The sequence below is a fragment of the Enterococcus sp. JM9B genome, assembly GCF_009933265.1.
Lineage (GTDB): Bacteria > Bacillota > Bacilli > Lactobacillales > Enterococcaceae > Enterococcus_C > Enterococcus_C songbeiensis.
Window position 1 is genome coordinate 57,960 of sequence record NZ_MAEK01000041.1, and the last position, 15,370, is coordinate 73,329.

The 15,370-nt window shown below is 41.5% G+C and carries 12 protein-coding genes; 2 read left to right on the forward strand and 10 right to left on the reverse strand.

What is annotated here, in order from left to right:
• Positions 1-64: 64 nt before the first annotated feature.
• Positions 65-1,093 carry a signal peptide peptidase SppA gene (sppA, locus tag BAU16_RS12960; protein ID WP_161527231.1) on the reverse strand — a complete coding sequence of 343 codons (1,029 nt, stop codon included), beginning with the start codon at positions 1,091-1,093 and terminating at the stop codon, positions 65-67.
• 18 nt (positions 1,094-1,111) lie between these two features.
• Positions 1,112-1,402, reverse strand: coding sequence for a hypothetical protein (locus BAU16_RS12965; protein WP_137605462.1), 291 nt, complete (start codon positions 1,400-1,402; stop codon positions 1,112-1,114).
• A 382-nt stretch (positions 1,403-1,784) separates the two neighbouring features.
• On the opposite strand from BAU16_RS12965, the gene glmS reads away from it, so the two are divergent.
• Positions 1,785-3,593 carry a glutamine--fructose-6-phosphate transaminase (isomerizing) gene (gene glmS, locus BAU16_RS12970; RefSeq protein WP_161527232.1) on the forward strand — a complete coding sequence of 603 codons (1,809 nt, stop codon included), beginning with the start codon at positions 1,785-1,787 and terminating at the stop codon, positions 3,591-3,593.
• A gap of 90 nt (positions 3,594-3,683) precedes the next feature.
• On the opposite strand, the gene glmM is transcribed toward glmS, so the two are convergent.
• The 4 genes from glmM to nifJ form a co-directional block, all read right to left on the reverse strand.
• Positions 3,684-5,039, reverse strand: a complete 1,356-nt coding sequence (gene glmM / locus BAU16_RS12975; RefSeq protein ID WP_048602980.1) for a phosphoglucosamine mutase — start codon at positions 5,037-5,039, stop codon at positions 3,684-3,686.
• 18 nt (positions 5,040-5,057) lie between these two features.
• On the reverse strand, positions 5,058-6,161 hold the full coding sequence (locus BAU16_RS12980) for a CdaR family protein (protein WP_171000819.1): 1,104 nt from the start codon (positions 6,159-6,161) through the stop codon (positions 5,058-5,060).
• The gene (cdaA, locus tag BAU16_RS12985; protein ID WP_137605464.1) at positions 6,158-7,048 is read right to left on the reverse strand and encodes a diadenylate cyclase CdaA; all 891 of its coding nucleotides are present in this window, start codon (positions 7,046-7,048) and stop codon (positions 6,158-6,160) included. The genes BAU16_RS12980 and cdaA overlap by 4 nt, the downstream gene beginning before the upstream one ends.
• 215 nt (positions 7,049-7,263) lie before the next feature.
• Positions 7,264-10,899 carry a pyruvate:ferredoxin (flavodoxin) oxidoreductase gene (nifJ, locus tag BAU16_RS12990; protein WP_137605499.1) on the reverse strand — a complete coding sequence of 1,212 codons (3,636 nt, stop codon included), beginning with the start codon at positions 10,897-10,899 and terminating at the stop codon, positions 7,264-7,266.
• Between the two features lie 208 nt (positions 10,900-11,107).
• Between nifJ and BAU16_RS12995 the strand changes: the two genes are divergently transcribed.
• Positions 11,108-11,641: a thioredoxin domain-containing protein gene (locus BAU16_RS12995; protein WP_048602984.1), complete on the forward strand. Its 534-nt coding sequence runs from the start codon at positions 11,108-11,110 to the stop codon at positions 11,639-11,641.
• A gap of 49 nt (positions 11,642-11,690) precedes the next feature.
• Here BAU16_RS12995 and whiA read toward each other — a convergent pair whose 3' ends face one another.
• The 4 genes from whiA to BAU16_RS13015 form a co-directional block, all read right to left on the reverse strand.
• Complete coding sequence (gene whiA, locus BAU16_RS13000) at positions 11,691-12,623, reverse strand: DNA-binding protein WhiA (RefSeq protein WP_048602985.1); 933 nt, start codon at positions 12,621-12,623, stop codon at positions 11,691-11,693.
• A 15-nt stretch (positions 12,624-12,638) separates the two neighbouring features.
• Entirely contained in the window at positions 12,639-13,634 is a 996-nt protein-coding gene (locus BAU16_RS13005) for a gluconeogenesis factor YvcK family protein (RefSeq protein ID WP_048602986.1), read from the reverse strand.
• The gene (gene rapZ, locus BAU16_RS13010) at positions 13,631-14,515 is read right to left on the reverse strand and encodes an RNase adapter RapZ (protein ID WP_137605465.1); all 885 of its coding nucleotides are present in this window, start codon (positions 14,513-14,515) and stop codon (positions 13,631-13,633) included. The genes BAU16_RS13005 and rapZ overlap by 4 nt, the downstream gene beginning before the upstream one ends.
• A gap of 125 nt (positions 14,516-14,640) precedes the next feature.
• Positions 14,641-15,369 carry an amino acid racemase gene (locus tag BAU16_RS13015; protein WP_137605466.1) on the reverse strand — a complete coding sequence of 243 codons (729 nt, stop codon included), beginning with the start codon at positions 15,367-15,369 and terminating at the stop codon, positions 14,641-14,643.
• Position 15,370 lies beyond the last annotated feature (1 nt).

The window sequence follows — 15,370 nt, forward strand, 5'->3', positions numbered from 1 at the left end:
TTTTTCCTGTACCTCGGTTTCTTTTTGATTGTTTACTGCTTCATCATACTTTTCTTCCGTCATATTATTCACCTCCGTAATAATACAAAGGCTTTGGTGCTTCGGCGGTTCCAATGCTATCTAATAAAGAAAGTACCCGGCTGGTTTCAGACATTTTTAATCCTTGAACTTCAGCCAGACTTGATCCCAACCAAGTAGACGCAAACCCGGTGGTCGCAGCCTCATAAGAAAAAACTTCAGCATTTTCTAAATCATGGTCTTTTTTTAGTTGTGCCAAAGCATCTTCAGGAAAACCTAAAGCATCGATCAGTCCATTTTCTTTTGCCTGCGCACCATCATAGATTCTGCCATCAGCAAGTTTTCGGACAGCCTCTTCGCTCATCTCTCGTCCTTCTGCAACCACTTTGACAAAACGACCATAGGCACTGTCAACAAAACTTTGCAGCACTTTGTTGTCCGCTTCAGTAGGTTTTCGTTGAGCAGAACCCATATCTTTTAAAGCACCGCTTTTATACGTTTGGTCTTCGATTCCTAATTTTTCAAACAATCCCGCATAGTTGATTCCTGACATGATGACCCCGATTGATCCGGTCACCGTTTCATCCGTACCAAAAATCTTCTCTGCTCCAGCGGAAATATAATATCCCCCGCTGGCCGCCATGTTTTTCATGCTGACATAGTAAGGAATTCCTAATTCTTTGATTTTTTTCATTTCTTTGGCAATTTCAGCACTTTCATAAACTCCGCCACCTGGAGAATTGACCTCTAACAAAATCCCTTTAATTGTTGAATCTTCTTGAATTGCTTTAAGCTGTTGCAAAAAATCTTGATGATTATAGGTTTCCGTGCTGAATAAGCCACTCTCACCAGAATCCGCAATCGTCCCATCAACGGAAATTTCAACAATCCGCGAATCAGACGATCCTTCTTCAATGATTGTTTCTCCCATTTCATTGGTACCGTAAAGTAAACCATTGATTCCGCTTAAAACTTGTTCCTGTTCCTCTTTAGTCGGTCCGGTCATTGCAGTCACTGCTGCAAATAAAAACAATCCGGCTGCGATTGCTACCGCTACCCATCTGCGCTTATTCATTTCTCCACCCCTATTTTCTTAATATAGATTTTCAATCACGATCACTGTTTCTGTTTCTCCGCTTGCCTTCATCTTTTCTGCTTTCGCGAGAGACGCGTACCCATTGAACAACTCTTTTGACAGTGGATCTTCCACTTGAAATTGTTGGGCTTCTTGACGGGTGATAGCTCCGGGAAGTATTTCCTGCAAACTATCCCAACCAGTATCTAAAAAGATTTTTGTTTCATCATTCACGGTAGGATCAGCCTCTAATTGTTGGAGGACTTCCTTTAATTCTTTAAATGTCATACAACGTACTTGATTTTCCATCATCTCACCTCTTCTTATACTTATTTATTGTATCGAATTATTAGAAAATATGATAGTGGATTTTTTTATTCTCTTAAAAAGTTTTCTATATCTATATATACCAATAGCGATTAAATAAAAAAATAATTGACAAACCCTTCTTTTTCTTTTACTCTATTCCTATGTTTCTATAAAATAAAACAAGGAGATTTATATATACCAATCGGATAGCGCCTGGTCTGTTTTTCACAGATGACGAGGAAAGAGCTTATCGAAAATTTCGGCGGATGGCTCTAGGGACTGCACTCTACAGACAAAGACAAAATGAGGTCGCAAGGCTTTAACAAACCCTTTGTCACGCAGATAGAAACATATAATGACTAGGAAAGCAGGAAAACTCATTATGTGCGGAATTGTTGGAATTGTTGGAAAGAATCATGCAGAAAAAGTAATTTTAAATGGATTGGAACGTTTGGAGTACCGGGGTTATGACTCTGCCGGTCTTTTTGTTGCGGACCAAAAGCAGCAGCACCTGATCAAAGCACAGGGAAGAATCAAGAAACTAGAAGAAAAAATCACTCCTGATATTACAGGAACGATTGGCATCGGGCATACCCGCTGGGCAACTCACGGCAAACCAAGTGAAGCCAACGCCCATCCCCATACCTCTACCAGTCAACGTCTAGTGTTGGTTCACAACGGGGTAATCGAAAATTTCGAAGACTTGCACCAAACGTACCTAAAAAATGATAGTTTCATCGGGCAGACAGATACTGAAATCGTTGTACACTTAATCGAAAAATTATTGACACCGGATATCACAGTAAAAGAAGCCTTCAAAAAAGCCCTGACCTTGATTCACGGCTCATACGCCTTTGCTCTGGTAGACAAACAAGACCCAGAAACAATTTATGTAGCGAAAAACAAGAGCCCTCTTTTACTAGGTCTGGGTGACGGCTTTAATGTTATTTGCAGTGATGCCTTGGCCATGTTGGATCAAACTAATCAATTCGTTGAGTTGGAAGATGGTGAGTTGGTAGTAGTTCAAGCGACCTCCATTGCAATTGAAGATCAAAACGGGACCCCCGTTCAACGTGCATCCTACGAAGCAGATTTCGATCTGACGGATATCGAAAAAGGACCATATCCTTATTATATGCTCAAAGAAATCGATGAACAGCCTGCCGTTATGCGTCGACTGGTTCAATATTATGCAGATGAAGCCGGTCAAGGCACCATCGATTCTTCTTTGATCCAAGCAATCAGCGGCAGTGATCGCATTTATATCGTTGCTTGCGGAACCAGCAGTCACGCAGGTTGGGCTGCGAAAAAATTGATTGAAACATTGACTCAGTTACCAGTAGAGGTCCACTTATCCAGTGAGTTCGGCTATAATATGCCTTTGCTATCAGAGAAACCTTTCTTTATCTACCTCACCCAAAGTGGAGAAACGGCCGATAGTCGTCAAGTATTGGTAAAAACCAATCAACTCGGTTATCCTTCCCTGACAATCACAAATGTTGCCGGGTCAACTCTTTCTCGAGAAGCCACCTATACCTTGCTGCTGCATGCTGGACCGGAAATTGCCGTGGCATCCACAAAAGCGTACACTGCTCAAATTGCGGTTCTGGCAATCTTGGCAAAACAAGTTGGTGAAAATCGGGGCATTCCATCAGCCTCTGTCATCGATATTTTTCATGAACTAGGATTGGTTGCAGCTGCGATGGAGTCGGTGATTACCGAAAAGGCTTTGATTCAAGACCTGACCGCCGCTTATTTAACCGATACTCGAAATGCGTTTTATATTGGTCGTGGCAATGATTTTTACGTTTCTCTAGAAGCCGCCTTGAAATTAAAGGAAATTTCCTATATTCAAGCAGAAGGCTTTGCCGCTGGCGAGCTGAAGCATGGAACGATTGCTTTGATCGAAGAAGGGACACCTGTTTTAGGCATCATCACAGATGCCTTGACGGGTTCTCATACCCGGGGAAATCTAAAAGAAGTTGAAAGCCGAGGTGCAAAAACCTTAACGATTGTCAGTGAAAACCTTGCAACTGAAACCGATCAGATTCTTTTGCCTCAGATTCATCCTCTACTAACAAGTCTGATTTCCGTAATTCCAACACAGCTCATGGCCTACTACGCTACGTTGGAAAGAGGCTTTGATGTGGATAAACCCCGTAATTTAGCAAAATCTGTTACCGTTGAGTAGAACGATTCGAGACTCCTTTACTGTTTTTGGTAAGGGAGTTTTTTTCACGAAAAAAAGCACCTTCTTTCGAAGATGCTTTGCAATCAATTCCTAATCGATACCGATTTCTTGGCGAACCACTGCTGCGATTTTTTCAACATAATACTCAACCTTTTCATGAGTTGGTGCTTCTGCCATCACTCGTAATAAAGGTTCTGTTCCGGAAGGACGAACTAAAATACGGCCTTCGCCATTCATTTCCGCTTCAGCTTCTTCAATGACTTCCTTAATCAAAGGAACCTCCATTGCACCGTTTTTATTCGACACTCGGATATTCACTAATTTTTGTGGATAAATCGTTACTTCTGCCGCTAATTCAGATAATTTTTTACCGGTTTGTTTCATGATATTCAATAATTGAATTCCAGAAAGCATGCCGTCTCCTGTTGTATTGAAATCTAGGAAAATCATATGTCCTGATTGTTCTCCACCAAAATTGTAATCATTTTTTCGCATTTCTTCTACAACATACCGATCCCCGACTTTTGTGATGACGTCTTTTAAGCCGATTGCTTCTACCGCTTTATGGAAACCAAGATTGCTCATCACGGTAGTAACGATGGTGTCTTGTTTTAGACGTTTCTTTTCCGACAAAAATTTTGCACAGATGTACATGATCTTATCGCCATCAACAATATTTCCTAACTCATCGACAGCGATCACCCGATCTCCATCTCCATCAAAGGCCAAACCGACATCTGCACCTTTTTCAACAACGAATTCTGCTAATTTTTCTGGATGGGTCGAACCAACACCGTCATTAATATTTAAACCATTCGGCGTCGTTCCGATGGTATAGAATTCTGTTTCCAAATCTGCGAATAATCGATTGACGGAAGTAGCTGTGGCACCATTTGCCGCATCGATACAAACTGTTAATCCAGAAAGATCTTCATTGATGGTTTGTTCAAGAAATTGTGAATATTTCAGTAGACCTTCTGGAAATTCTTCCACGGTTCCCAAACCTTCTGCAGAAGGACGAGGCAGATTATCTTCTGGCGCATCCAATAATGCTTCAATTTCTAATTCTTGATCATCCACTAACTTGAATCCGTCACTCCCGAAAAACTTGATGCCATTATCTAAGGCAGGATTATGAGATGCAGAAATCATTACTCCGGCACTGGCTTTTTGTACCCGAGTAAGATAAGCAACCCCAGGTGTCGAAATAACGCCTAATTGAAAGACTTCAATTCCCACTGATAATAAACCGGCGATCAATGCATTTTCCAGTAATTGACCTGAAATACGAGTATCTCGTCCAACTAAAACTCGAGGGCGACGTTCACTGCTTTCATGTTGGCTAAGGACATACCCGCCATATCTTCCTAATTTAAATGCCAATTCTGGCGTAAGCTCCACATTTGCTTCTCCTCTTACACCATCTGTTCCAAAATATTTTCCCATTTTTATTACCCTCTCTGTCTAATTATCGTCATTTCCTGATTCATTCGTTTGTGAATTTTCAGTTGTCGTTGATTGCGTTGTACTTGATTCTTCTGTGGTAGACTGTGCGGATTCTTCTTGTTGGGAAGGCACAGTCTCGCTTGCTCCACTGCTTTCGCTGGAAGACTGGATCAAGGTTGGTGTGATTTCAACAGAAACTTTCGCCGGAGTCAAGCCCAAACCATCCTCAACGGGAATATCAATCGTCCTTGTTGTCGTCTGATTGATTCCTGAAATATCAACTGGAATCGCAATACTATCGATCAAGTCGATTTGTGATAGCGGTCCTTGCAATACTGCTGTCTGCTGCGCAAGCGTAAAGGTGTATCCAGACACGCCTGAAGGTATTCTACCTTGTTGGGTAACATAAAGTCCAACAGTTTTTTCAGGTGCGGTCAATGAAACCTTCACGTTGACTTCGACAGGATCGGATAAAATGCTCAAGCTGTTCCCTTTTTCATCCAGCGCCTGTACCGCCACCGTTTCTTCAAAATCTTTTGACGTTACCTTTTCAGGATCGACAGTCGCAACCACTCGATTGATCAGTTCTGCGGTCTTATCGCCAGTTGTGATTGTGACTTCTTTCGGTGACACTGTAGCACTTTCCAGTTGAAAACCATCTTCCAGATTAGCTGTAGAAACTACTGGCTCTACTTTAAAGGTCTTGGATACTTTTTTCTCAATCGTTACTGTGATTGTTCCGGGATCAACGGTTGCAGTCACAGCGCTACTTAACTTGTTGATTCGTAGTTTCACCTCATGAGTGCCTTCTTCTAAATTTGAAAGATCTGCAACGACCCGAAATCCCCGAGTATCTTCATTTACTTCTGAATTGAGTTGAATCCGGTTCGCACTGCGTAATTTCACTTTCACTGTTGGCTCGTACCCGTGGATATAATATTCTGACGAATCGTAGACCGGATGAACGGGCACGTTAGTTACCGTCTCTTCGTATGCTTCAGGTGTACTGGTCAAACTTGCGGTAAGGTTATTATTCCCATTTACATTAAAGAATAAGACGACACTGAACAACAAAGAGACGATTGCATAAAATACGCTGCTTTTTGACTCTTTGGAAATCATTTACGTCCTCCTTTACTGACTCCTTCAATAAAGGACTGTAGGAGATTTTTACGATTTTTATCTTTCGCCTTATCTTCCGGAACCAATTCTCTTCTTAAGATAGTCAAGTATTCTTCTTGCTTCAATCCTGCTAATAGCTCATTGTTCAATGTAATACTGACATCCCCGGTTTCCTCAGAAACGACTAGCGTTACTGCATCACTGATTTCACTGACACCAACGGCTGCACGATGGCGGGTACCAAACTCTTTGGGAATCAGCATGCTTTCCGATAAAGGCAAATAAGCACAAGAAACCGCGATTTTTTCATTACGAATAATCACTGCTCCATCATGCAACGGTGTATTGGGAATAAAAATATTTATCAGTAATTCCCCAGTAATATCCGCATCAAGAGCAATTCCTGTTTCAATGTATTCCTCCAAGCCGGTATTGCGCTCAATCGTGATCAGGGCACCGATTTTTCGACGCGACATATATTGCACGGCTTTATCCAAGGCTGTGATCATCTTCTCATCTTTTTTCTGCTCTTGTTTTGTCGTTCGGAACAGTGAACTTCGCCCTAAATGCTCCAACCCCCGCCTGATCTCCGGCTGAAAAATGACGATTGCGGCGATCACACCATAAGTGATGACTTGGTTCATCAACCATGACAGTGTATGCAGACCAATCATCTCCGCTAGAATCCGGATAACGATAAAAACTGCAACCCCTTTAAAGAGCTGGATTGCTTTGGTTCCCTGAACCAATTTGATTAATTTGTAGACGATATACCAAACAACTAAGATGTCTAATATGTTGACAAAAAATTTCAGTGAGAAAATATCCACTGAAAATAGTTGTTTCCAATAATCGATATTGAATAATTCCCCGATATCAAATGACATAGACAGCCTTCCTTTACATTAAGACTTTACGAAAATAAGTATACCATAGGTTTCGTTTTAGATTAGTGAAAAAAAGACTTTTCCTGCTATTTTCATAAAATTTTCGAAAAATCCTTCATTTTCTCTTCTTCATTTGTCCCTTACCATTTGCAAAAAGTCGAGAAAAATCCGCGAATCTGTCTTCCAATAGCAAAGAGAGATTCACGGAATCAAATTTATTCTTTTCGTGCCGCACGGGCTGCTCTTCGGGCTGCCCGTCGCGCTTCCGCTTCAGGATCAGCGACTTTTTCTCGTCGAGGGCGAGTTTCAGGCTCTGTGACCAAATCATTTTTTTCTAATTTCCCTCTGATTTTCTCTTCTTGACCGGCTAAACGAGCATAATTGTAAAAACGAATTTTTGCATCATCCACGGTTTTTGCGAAAAGTTTGTCAGAAAGTTCTTTGTCGTTGGTTTCCAGCGAAGCAAAACGGACTTGGGTTCTCATAAAGGCCGGCATTTGTTCAAAATCCGGTTTTTTATAGTCCAATGTCATTGGCAATTTGCCTTTTTCTCTTGCTTCAGGATTGTAGCGGTACAAAGACCAATAGCCACTGGCTACGGCTTCCTGTGCTTCCTTAATGGATTGTCGCATGCCGCCGAACAGACCATGGGTGATACAAGGCGTATAAGCGATTATAAGCGATGGTCCAGGGAAACGTTCTGCTTCTTCGAACGCTTTGATAGTTTGCATTTGATTGGCTCCAGAGGCGACTTGTGCCACATAAACATTTCCGTAAGTCATCGCCATCATTCCCAAATCTTTTTTCGACACATATTTTCCACTTGCCGCAAATTTTACGATTGCAGAAGTTGGTGTCGCTTTTGACATTTGCCCACCGGTATTAGAATATACTTCATTATCCAACACCAGAATATTAACATCTGCCCCAGATGCAAGCACATGATCCAATCCGCCATAACCAATATCGTATGCCCAACCATCGCCGCCAATCATCCACTGACTTGGTTTCACGAATAAATCTTTGGCTTTATAGATAGCCGCCAACTCTGGAACATTAAAAAGTTCTGCTTCGATCGCAGCTTGAAGTTTTGCTGCCCGTTGTTGTGATCCAGACCCTTCATTTAGATGGGACATCCAGTCTTCCATTAATTGACGTAATTCTGGCGAAACTTTTTCCAAAACAGCTGTCATTTGTTTTGCTAATTGTTCGCGGCGTGTTTGATTGGCTAAAAACATTCCATAACCGTATTCGGCATTGTCTTCAAGCAAGGAATTGGACCAAGCGGGACCTTGTCCGTTCTCATTTGTTGTATAAGGAGATACCGGTGCTGCGCCACCCCAGATGGAGGAACAGCCTGTCGCATTAGCAATCATCATCCGATCACCATACATTTGTGTTAGCAGTTTGACATATGGCGTCTCACCACAACCGGAACAAGCTCCGGAAAATTCTAATAATGGTTTATTGAATTGTGTTCCCATGACGGTTCCCGGTTTTGCCGGATTTTCTTTTTGTTTCAAAGTCATCGCAAATGCCCAGTTGATGGCTTGTTCTTTTTGTTCTTCATACGGTTTCATCACCAAAGCTTTTCCTTTTGCCGGACAAGCTTCAACGCATAGTCCGCAACCCGTACAGTCTTCGACAGAAACTTGGATTCGATAATTCAATCCATCTGCTCCCCGCATACTGCGAACAATATATCCTTCTGGTGCTTCTGCCATTTCTTCTTCATCCGCAAGAAATGGACGAATCGCAGCATGAGGACAAACAAATGCGCACTCATTACACATCGTACAACGATCACTAATCCATTCAGGAACCTCCAACGCCACACCGCGTTTTTCAACAGCAGCGGTTCCTAACGGCATTTCTCCCGTCGTCATTTGATTATTGATTAGAGTACCCACGGACAGGTCGTTTCCTTCTTGGGCAGTCACTGGCTCGACGATTTCCCGAACATAGCGGGAGGTATTTTCAGATTTTTCTGGTTCAATTTCTAATGTTCGCCATTCTGCTGGTACATCTACTTTATGCAACAGCTCAACCGTCCGATCGATTGCTTGAATATTTTTTTCAACGATTGTCATGGATTTATGCCCATAGCTTTTTAGTGCTTCTGCCTTCAAAATAGGCAACACTTTTTCAAAGGGCATGATGTCAGCCAATTTAAAGAAAGCTGTTTCCATTGCGGTATTGATTCGTCTCCCCAAACCAACTTCCATTGCAAGTTTCATGGCATTGATGGTGTAAAAAGAAATCTCGTTTTCTGCCAAGTAACGCTTCATTTTTTTGGGTAAATGACGGTGCAACTGCTCATCAGTCCATGTTGTATTTAACAAGAAGGTCCCGCCTTTTTTCAATCCCTTTACCAAATCATAGGTATGAAGGTAGGCAGGTGTATGGCAAGCGACAAAATCCGCATGTTCGATCAAATAAGTGGAACGAATTGGTGTATCCCCGAAGCGTAGATGAGAAACTGTCAGTCCACCGGATTTTTTGGAATCGTAGTAGAAAAACCCCTGAGCAAATTTTTCTGTATTGTCACCGATAATTTTGATTGCTGATTTATTGGCGCCAACTGTACCGTCTGAACCAAACCCCCAAAATTTTGCTTGGAAGGTTTTTGGGTTTGTCAAATCCAAGCTCTCTCCACAATCTAGCGAAAGATGGGTCACGTCATCATTGATACCGATCGTGAACCGTTTCTTTCCAGATTTTCCCTTTTTTAATTCATCGAAAACCGCAACGACTTGATTGGGTGTAACATCTTTGGAACCCAAACCATAACGACCGCCAATCACGATTGGTCGGATTTCTGATTCATACAAAGCACTTTGAACGTCTAACAGTAATGGTTCTCCACCAGCACCAGGTTCTTTGCTGCGGTCTAGCACAGCAATGGCTTTAACCGTAGCTGGAATTTTTTCTAATAAATTCTCAATAGGAAATGGTCGATACAAATGAATATTGATAAAACCAACTTTTCGTCCTTGTTTATTCAAATAGTCAACGGTTTGTTCAATTGTTTGAGCCGATGAACCCATTGCAATTATCAATTCTTCCGCATCATCCGCCCCATAATACGTTGTCAAATCATAGTTTGTATTTCGCAGTTCATTAATTTTAAACATATATTTTTGCACGATTGCCGGTAATTTATCATAATATTGATTGATGGTCTCCCGCTGTTGAAAATGGATATCCGGATTCTGATTGGTTCCGCTGACGGTTGGGTGATTGGGATTCATTCCCCGTTGCCGAAATTCCGCCAATTTATCCTGATCAATTAATTCCGCCAGTTTTTCATAATCAATCACCTCGATTTTTTGAATTTCATGACTGGTCCGAAAGCCATCAAAGAAATTCAAGAAAGGCAAGCTGGATTCGATGGCTGCCAAATGTGCAACTGCCGAAAGATCCATAACTTCTTGCACACTACTTTCCGTCAGCATTGCAAAGCCCGTCTGCCGAGCTGCCATCACATCAGTATGGTCGCCGAAAATATTCAGAGCATTCGTCGTTACTGCACGACTCGCAACATGAAAGACTCCGGGTAATAGTTCACCAGCGATCTTATACATATTCGGAATCATTAACAGCAGACCTTGTGAAGCTGTGTACGTGGAGGTCAAAGCGCCGGTTTTTAATGAACCGTGCACAACACCGGCAGCTCCTGCTTCCGATTGCATTTCTACCACTTTTACTGGTTGACCGAAAAGATTCGTTTTTCCTTCTGCCGACCATTGATCCACCAACTCTGCCATCGTTGAACTTGGTGTAATTGGATAAATTGCTGCTAATTCAGTAAAGGCGTAAGAAATATAGGCAGCTGCTGTATTTCCGTCCATTGTTTTTCGCATTTTTTCATCATCCTCTATAGATTTCTCTACTCCCTGTTATTATAGCCGAAAAAGGAACAATTAGAAATGAAATTAAGAAATATTTCACAGACTTTTTCCTTTTGCCGACTTCAATAAAAAAGTCTTTGTGAAATAAAACCAAATACTTCTTTCTTCACCATTTTTCAGCTACACTAGAGGAAAAGGAGGCGAAAAAATGGATACTTCAGAAATCAATTATTTAGAAACCAATGCCGATGTCGGAGTTAAAATCGGTCCTACAGATGCACCAGTCGCCATCATTGAATTTCTTAATCTACGATGCCCCTATTGCCGTCAATGGTTTACCGCTTCAAAAGACATTATCGACCAGGCAGTAAAAGAAAAGAAAGCCTATCGAGTCATCAAACTTTTTGACAAAGAAAAAGAAAGTCTGCAACGGGGGAATGTGATGCACCGTTACGTCACAAAAGGAGATATTGAAAAAGCCTATCAAGATATCAACCGCATTTTTGATACACAAGATCAGTGGGGAGAGTTAACACTGGAAGAAGTCGAAACCTTCGCGGAAGAACAGTTAGGTTTAGAGAATTACGAAGATACACTGACCACCAAAGCAATCATTGAAGAAGCGAATCGTGCAAATATCAAATTTGTACCGACAATCATCATCGGCAATAAAATTTTTGATGAGTCGATTGAACCGGAACAGTTAAAAGACTATCTTAATGCAGCTCTTTTGAAGAGATGAAAAAAACGCAAGAGGCTCTTTGACGTTTGTCGAAGAAGTCTCTTGCATTTTATACTTTTTCCCGCAGGTTTTCTGCAAATTCATTAATTTTACGAATCCGATGGTTAATCCCTGATTTGGAGATTGCTCCGGAGGGAATCATTTCTCCCAATTCCTTAAGACTAACCTCCGGATGTTCCAGACGCAGCTCAGCAATTTCCTGTAATTTCTCCGGCAAAGCCTGCAGACCGACCCGCTGTTCGATAAATTCGATATTATCAATTTGTTTTGAGGCGGCATCAATCGTTTTATTCATGTTGGCCGTTTCGCAATTGACCAAACGATTGACTGAATTACGCATATCCCGAACAATTCGCACGTCCTCAAATTTCAACATTGAATTTGTTGCCCCAATCAAGGTTAAAAAATCCGCAATCTTTTCAGCACCTTTAAGATAAGAAATAAACCCATTCCTTCGTTCCAGCATTCGAGCATGCAGTCCATAATAATTTAACATGTCACATATATCTTGATTATGCTCTTCATAAATAGAATAAATTTCCAAATGGTAACGACTGGTTTCCGGATTATTGACTGAACCGGACGCCATAAAAGCCCCCCGCAAATAGGAACGCATTTTTTGCCCATTTCCCATAATCTCATCGGAAACATGAGTATGAAACATCATGCCATCCATAATATCCAATTCATTCAATACCCGTTGTGTTTCTTGCTTTAAGCGTACGATATAAACATTATTCTTTTTTAATTTCATTTTTCGCCGTACGAGCAGTTCACTGCGCACTTGAAAGTGATCCTTCAACAGAGAATAGATTCGTCTGGCGATTGCAGCATTTTCTGTTTGAACATTCAAAACAAATTGATGATTGGTCAAACTTAAAGAACCGTTCATCCGAATCAAAGCGGCTAGTTCAGCTTTGGCATGTTCCCGATGGACTTCTAAGCCGGTCAATTCTTTTTTTACATCAGCAGCAAACGACATCTAATCCCCTCCTCTCTATTTTGCACCGTAGACGATCCGCAGCAATTCCTCCGCTACTTTTTCGCCATCATGGAAGACCCCGCCATCATGCAGCTTTAAAAAGTCAGTGGAGACCACGCGGCATTCTTCCGCCCGTAGTCCTTTAAAATCGTGCTTAACCTGAAGCAGGTATTCGTCATAAATTTCCGGGTCCATATACCCCTCTGGCACCTTTTCTGTATTGACCAGCACGGTGTCAATAAATTGTTTTCCTAAATGTTTGTGCAATACCCGCACATGATCCGCATCTGTAAAGTGTTCGGTTTCACCTTTTTGCGTCATGATATTGCAGATATAGACAGTTTCAGCCTGTGTTTCTATTAACGCTTGACCAACTTCACTGATCATTAAATTAGGCAAAATACTAGTAAATAAACTCCCCGGTCCAAGTACGATCATGTCCGCATCCATAATGGAAGAAACCACTTTACGCGCTGCTTTTGGTTCTCGATTTCCGTGTTGATTCCGCACAAAAACCCGATCAATGGTTTTACGATCCAAAGCAATTTTTGATTCGCCAACTGCTTCCGTTCCATCGGCAAAAACGGCATGCAAAACTAACGGTTCTTCACTTGAAGGGTACACGTGACCGTCGACATGCATCATTTTTGTTAATAATTGAATGGCTTCATAAGTACTTTCCCGCATTTCAGAAATCGCAGCAATAATCAGATTCCCTAATGCATGATTTGCTAAAAATTTGTCTTCTTTTTTAAAGCGATATTGAAAAATATCTCCATACAATTTTGGCATATCCGATAAAGCCGCTAAAACATTTCGTAAATCCCCCGGCGGTGACATTGCGATGGAGTCGCGGATTTCGCCGCTGCTACCTCCATCGTCAGCAACCGTTACAACTGCTGTAATGTCTACCCCTTGATTGCGCAAACTTTTCAAAATAACCGGTAAGCCGGTTCCGCCGCCGACAACAACGATTTTTGGTTTTCGAATACGATAGGTTTTCATTTTCATGAACGGTTCACCGTCTCTTTACGTTTATCTTTATCCCGGTGAGTGATATTAACTTTATAGTCTTTGGCTAGTGCTTGACCCACTCGTTCTGTCAAAGCCACTGAACGATGCTGTCCGCCAGTACAGCCGATGGCAACTGTCAAACTGCTTTTTCCTTCATTCACATACCCGGGCATAATCGTTTGTAGCAAGCCGATAAAACGTTGATAAAATTCTTCTGTTTCATCAAAAGACATCACGTAATCGTAAACCGGTTGATCCATGCCGGTAAGTGGTCGCAAATCTGTAATATAATGTGGATTAGGTAAGAAACGAACATCCATCACAATATCTGCATCGATCGGTAACCCATACTTGAAGCCAAAAGAAATCATCTCTATCCGAAAGCCGTGTTCGTTCGATGTTTTAAATGCACCATTGATTTTTTCCCGCAATTGTCGCGGAGTCAAACTGGTTGTATCAATAATAATGGTTGCCTTCGTTTTGATATCATCAAGGATTGCCCGTTCTTTACGGATTCCTTCCGTAATCAAACCATCCATCGCCAAGGGATGCGCTCTGCGGGTCTCCTTGTAACGAGAAACCAATTCCTCATCAGAAGCATCTAAAAATAAAACCTGTGTATCGATGAAATTCGTATTTTCAATATCCACCAGCATACTTTGAATTTCTTCGAAAAAAGAGCGGGAACGCAAATCCACCACTAACGCAATTTTAGTTATTTTTCCCGATTCTTTAATTAACTCCCAAAATTTTGGAATCAATGAAGGTGGCATATTATCGATACAGAAAAAACCCATATCTTCAAAACTCTGGATGGCTACCGTTTTTCCGGCACCGCTCATTCCGGTAATAATGACTAATTGTAAATTATCTTGCATAATCAAAAAACTCCCTTCAACAGCATCACCTATTCAACATATTATAACATTCCGGGCGTGTCTTTGCTACGAAATTCCACCGTATTCATAAAAAAAGAGCCAAAATCAATTGACTCTACTCGTGTCTATTTAAGTTGGTTCTCTTTTTTTGCTTGTCGATCCTGTAATGCGCGTGCTATCGTCCGGTCAACTAAAATTGATTGGGCATCGATTACCGGATACGGATTGTTCTCGGTGAATTCTTCCATCAAAGAAAGCTCGGTACAGCCTAAAACGATTTTTTCGCAGTGGTATTTTTCGACGACTTCCTGCAAAATTTCAAAATACAAGGTCTTATTCAAAAAATCATTTTCTTTGATGTCTTGGTAAATCAAATGATTGATTTTTTTCTGTAGAGAAGCGTCAGGAATCAGGACATCAAAGCCTGCGGCCCGTAATTCTTTCTCATAGACCCCCGCCTTAACACTCCCTTCAGTGCCTAAAAAAGCGATTTTGCCAGAAGCTTGCTGCTTTTGCAACTCCACCGCCGCTTCTCGTGGCATATGCAATAAATCAATCGGTGTCGCTGCCTGCAGTTCATCAAAGAAATAATGTGCCGTATTACAAGTCAGCACAATAAAATTCGGCTTCAGGAGATTTTGCTTGGCAATATCATCCAACAAAAAAGGCATAGGATTTTCTGCCGTCGTATCCAAGATATACGCTGTGCGGTCAGGGACCGTTGCGTGATTGAACAAGACATAATTCAAATACTCCTGATCCTTATGGGCTACTGTTCGATGATTCAGAAGGCGGACAAAACTCTCTGTCGCCATCGTCCCCATGCCACCTAAAATACTAAAAAAATTCTCCACA

What these genes read in the sequence shown, in the direction of transcription:
- sppA (WP_161527231.1), bottom strand. Translation starts at nt 1,093, where the DNA reads ATGAATAAGCGCAGATGGGTAGCGGTAGCAATCGCAGCCGGATTGTTT.
- BAU16_RS12965 (WP_137605462.1), bottom strand. Translation starts at nt 1,402, where the DNA reads ATGGAAAATCAAGTACGTTGTATGACATTTAAAGAATTAAAGGAAGTC.
- glmS (WP_161527232.1), top strand. Translation starts at nt 1,785, where the DNA reads ATGTGCGGAATTGTTGGAATTGTTGGAAAGAATCATGCAGAAAAAGTA.
- glmM (WP_048602980.1), bottom strand. Translation starts at nt 5,039, where the DNA reads ATGGGAAAATATTTTGGAACAGATGGTGTAAGAGGAGAAGCAAATGTG.
- BAU16_RS12980 (WP_171000819.1), bottom strand. Translation starts at nt 6,161, where the DNA reads ATGATTTCCAAAGAGTCAAAAAGCAGCGTATTTTATGCAATCGTCTCT.
- cdaA (WP_137605464.1), bottom strand. Translation starts at nt 7,048, where the DNA reads ATGTCATTTGATATCGGGGAATTATTCAATATCGATTATTGGAAACAA.
- nifJ (WP_137605499.1), bottom strand. Translation starts at nt 10,899, where the DNA reads ATGGACGGAAATACAGCAGCTGCCTATATTTCTTACGCCTTTACTGAA.
- BAU16_RS12995 (WP_048602984.1), top strand. Translation starts at nt 11,108, where the DNA reads ATGGATACTTCAGAAATCAATTATTTAGAAACCAATGCCGATGTCGGA.
- whiA (WP_048602985.1), bottom strand. Translation starts at nt 12,623, where the DNA reads ATGTCGTTTGCTGCTGATGTAAAAAAAGAATTGACCGGCTTAGAAGTC.
- BAU16_RS13005 (WP_048602986.1), bottom strand. Translation starts at nt 13,634, where the DNA reads ATGAAAATGAAAACCTATCGTATTCGAAAACCAAAAATCGTTGTTGTC.
- rapZ (WP_137605465.1), bottom strand. Translation starts at nt 14,515, where the DNA reads ATGCAAGATAATTTACAATTAGTCATTATTACCGGAATGAGCGGTGCC.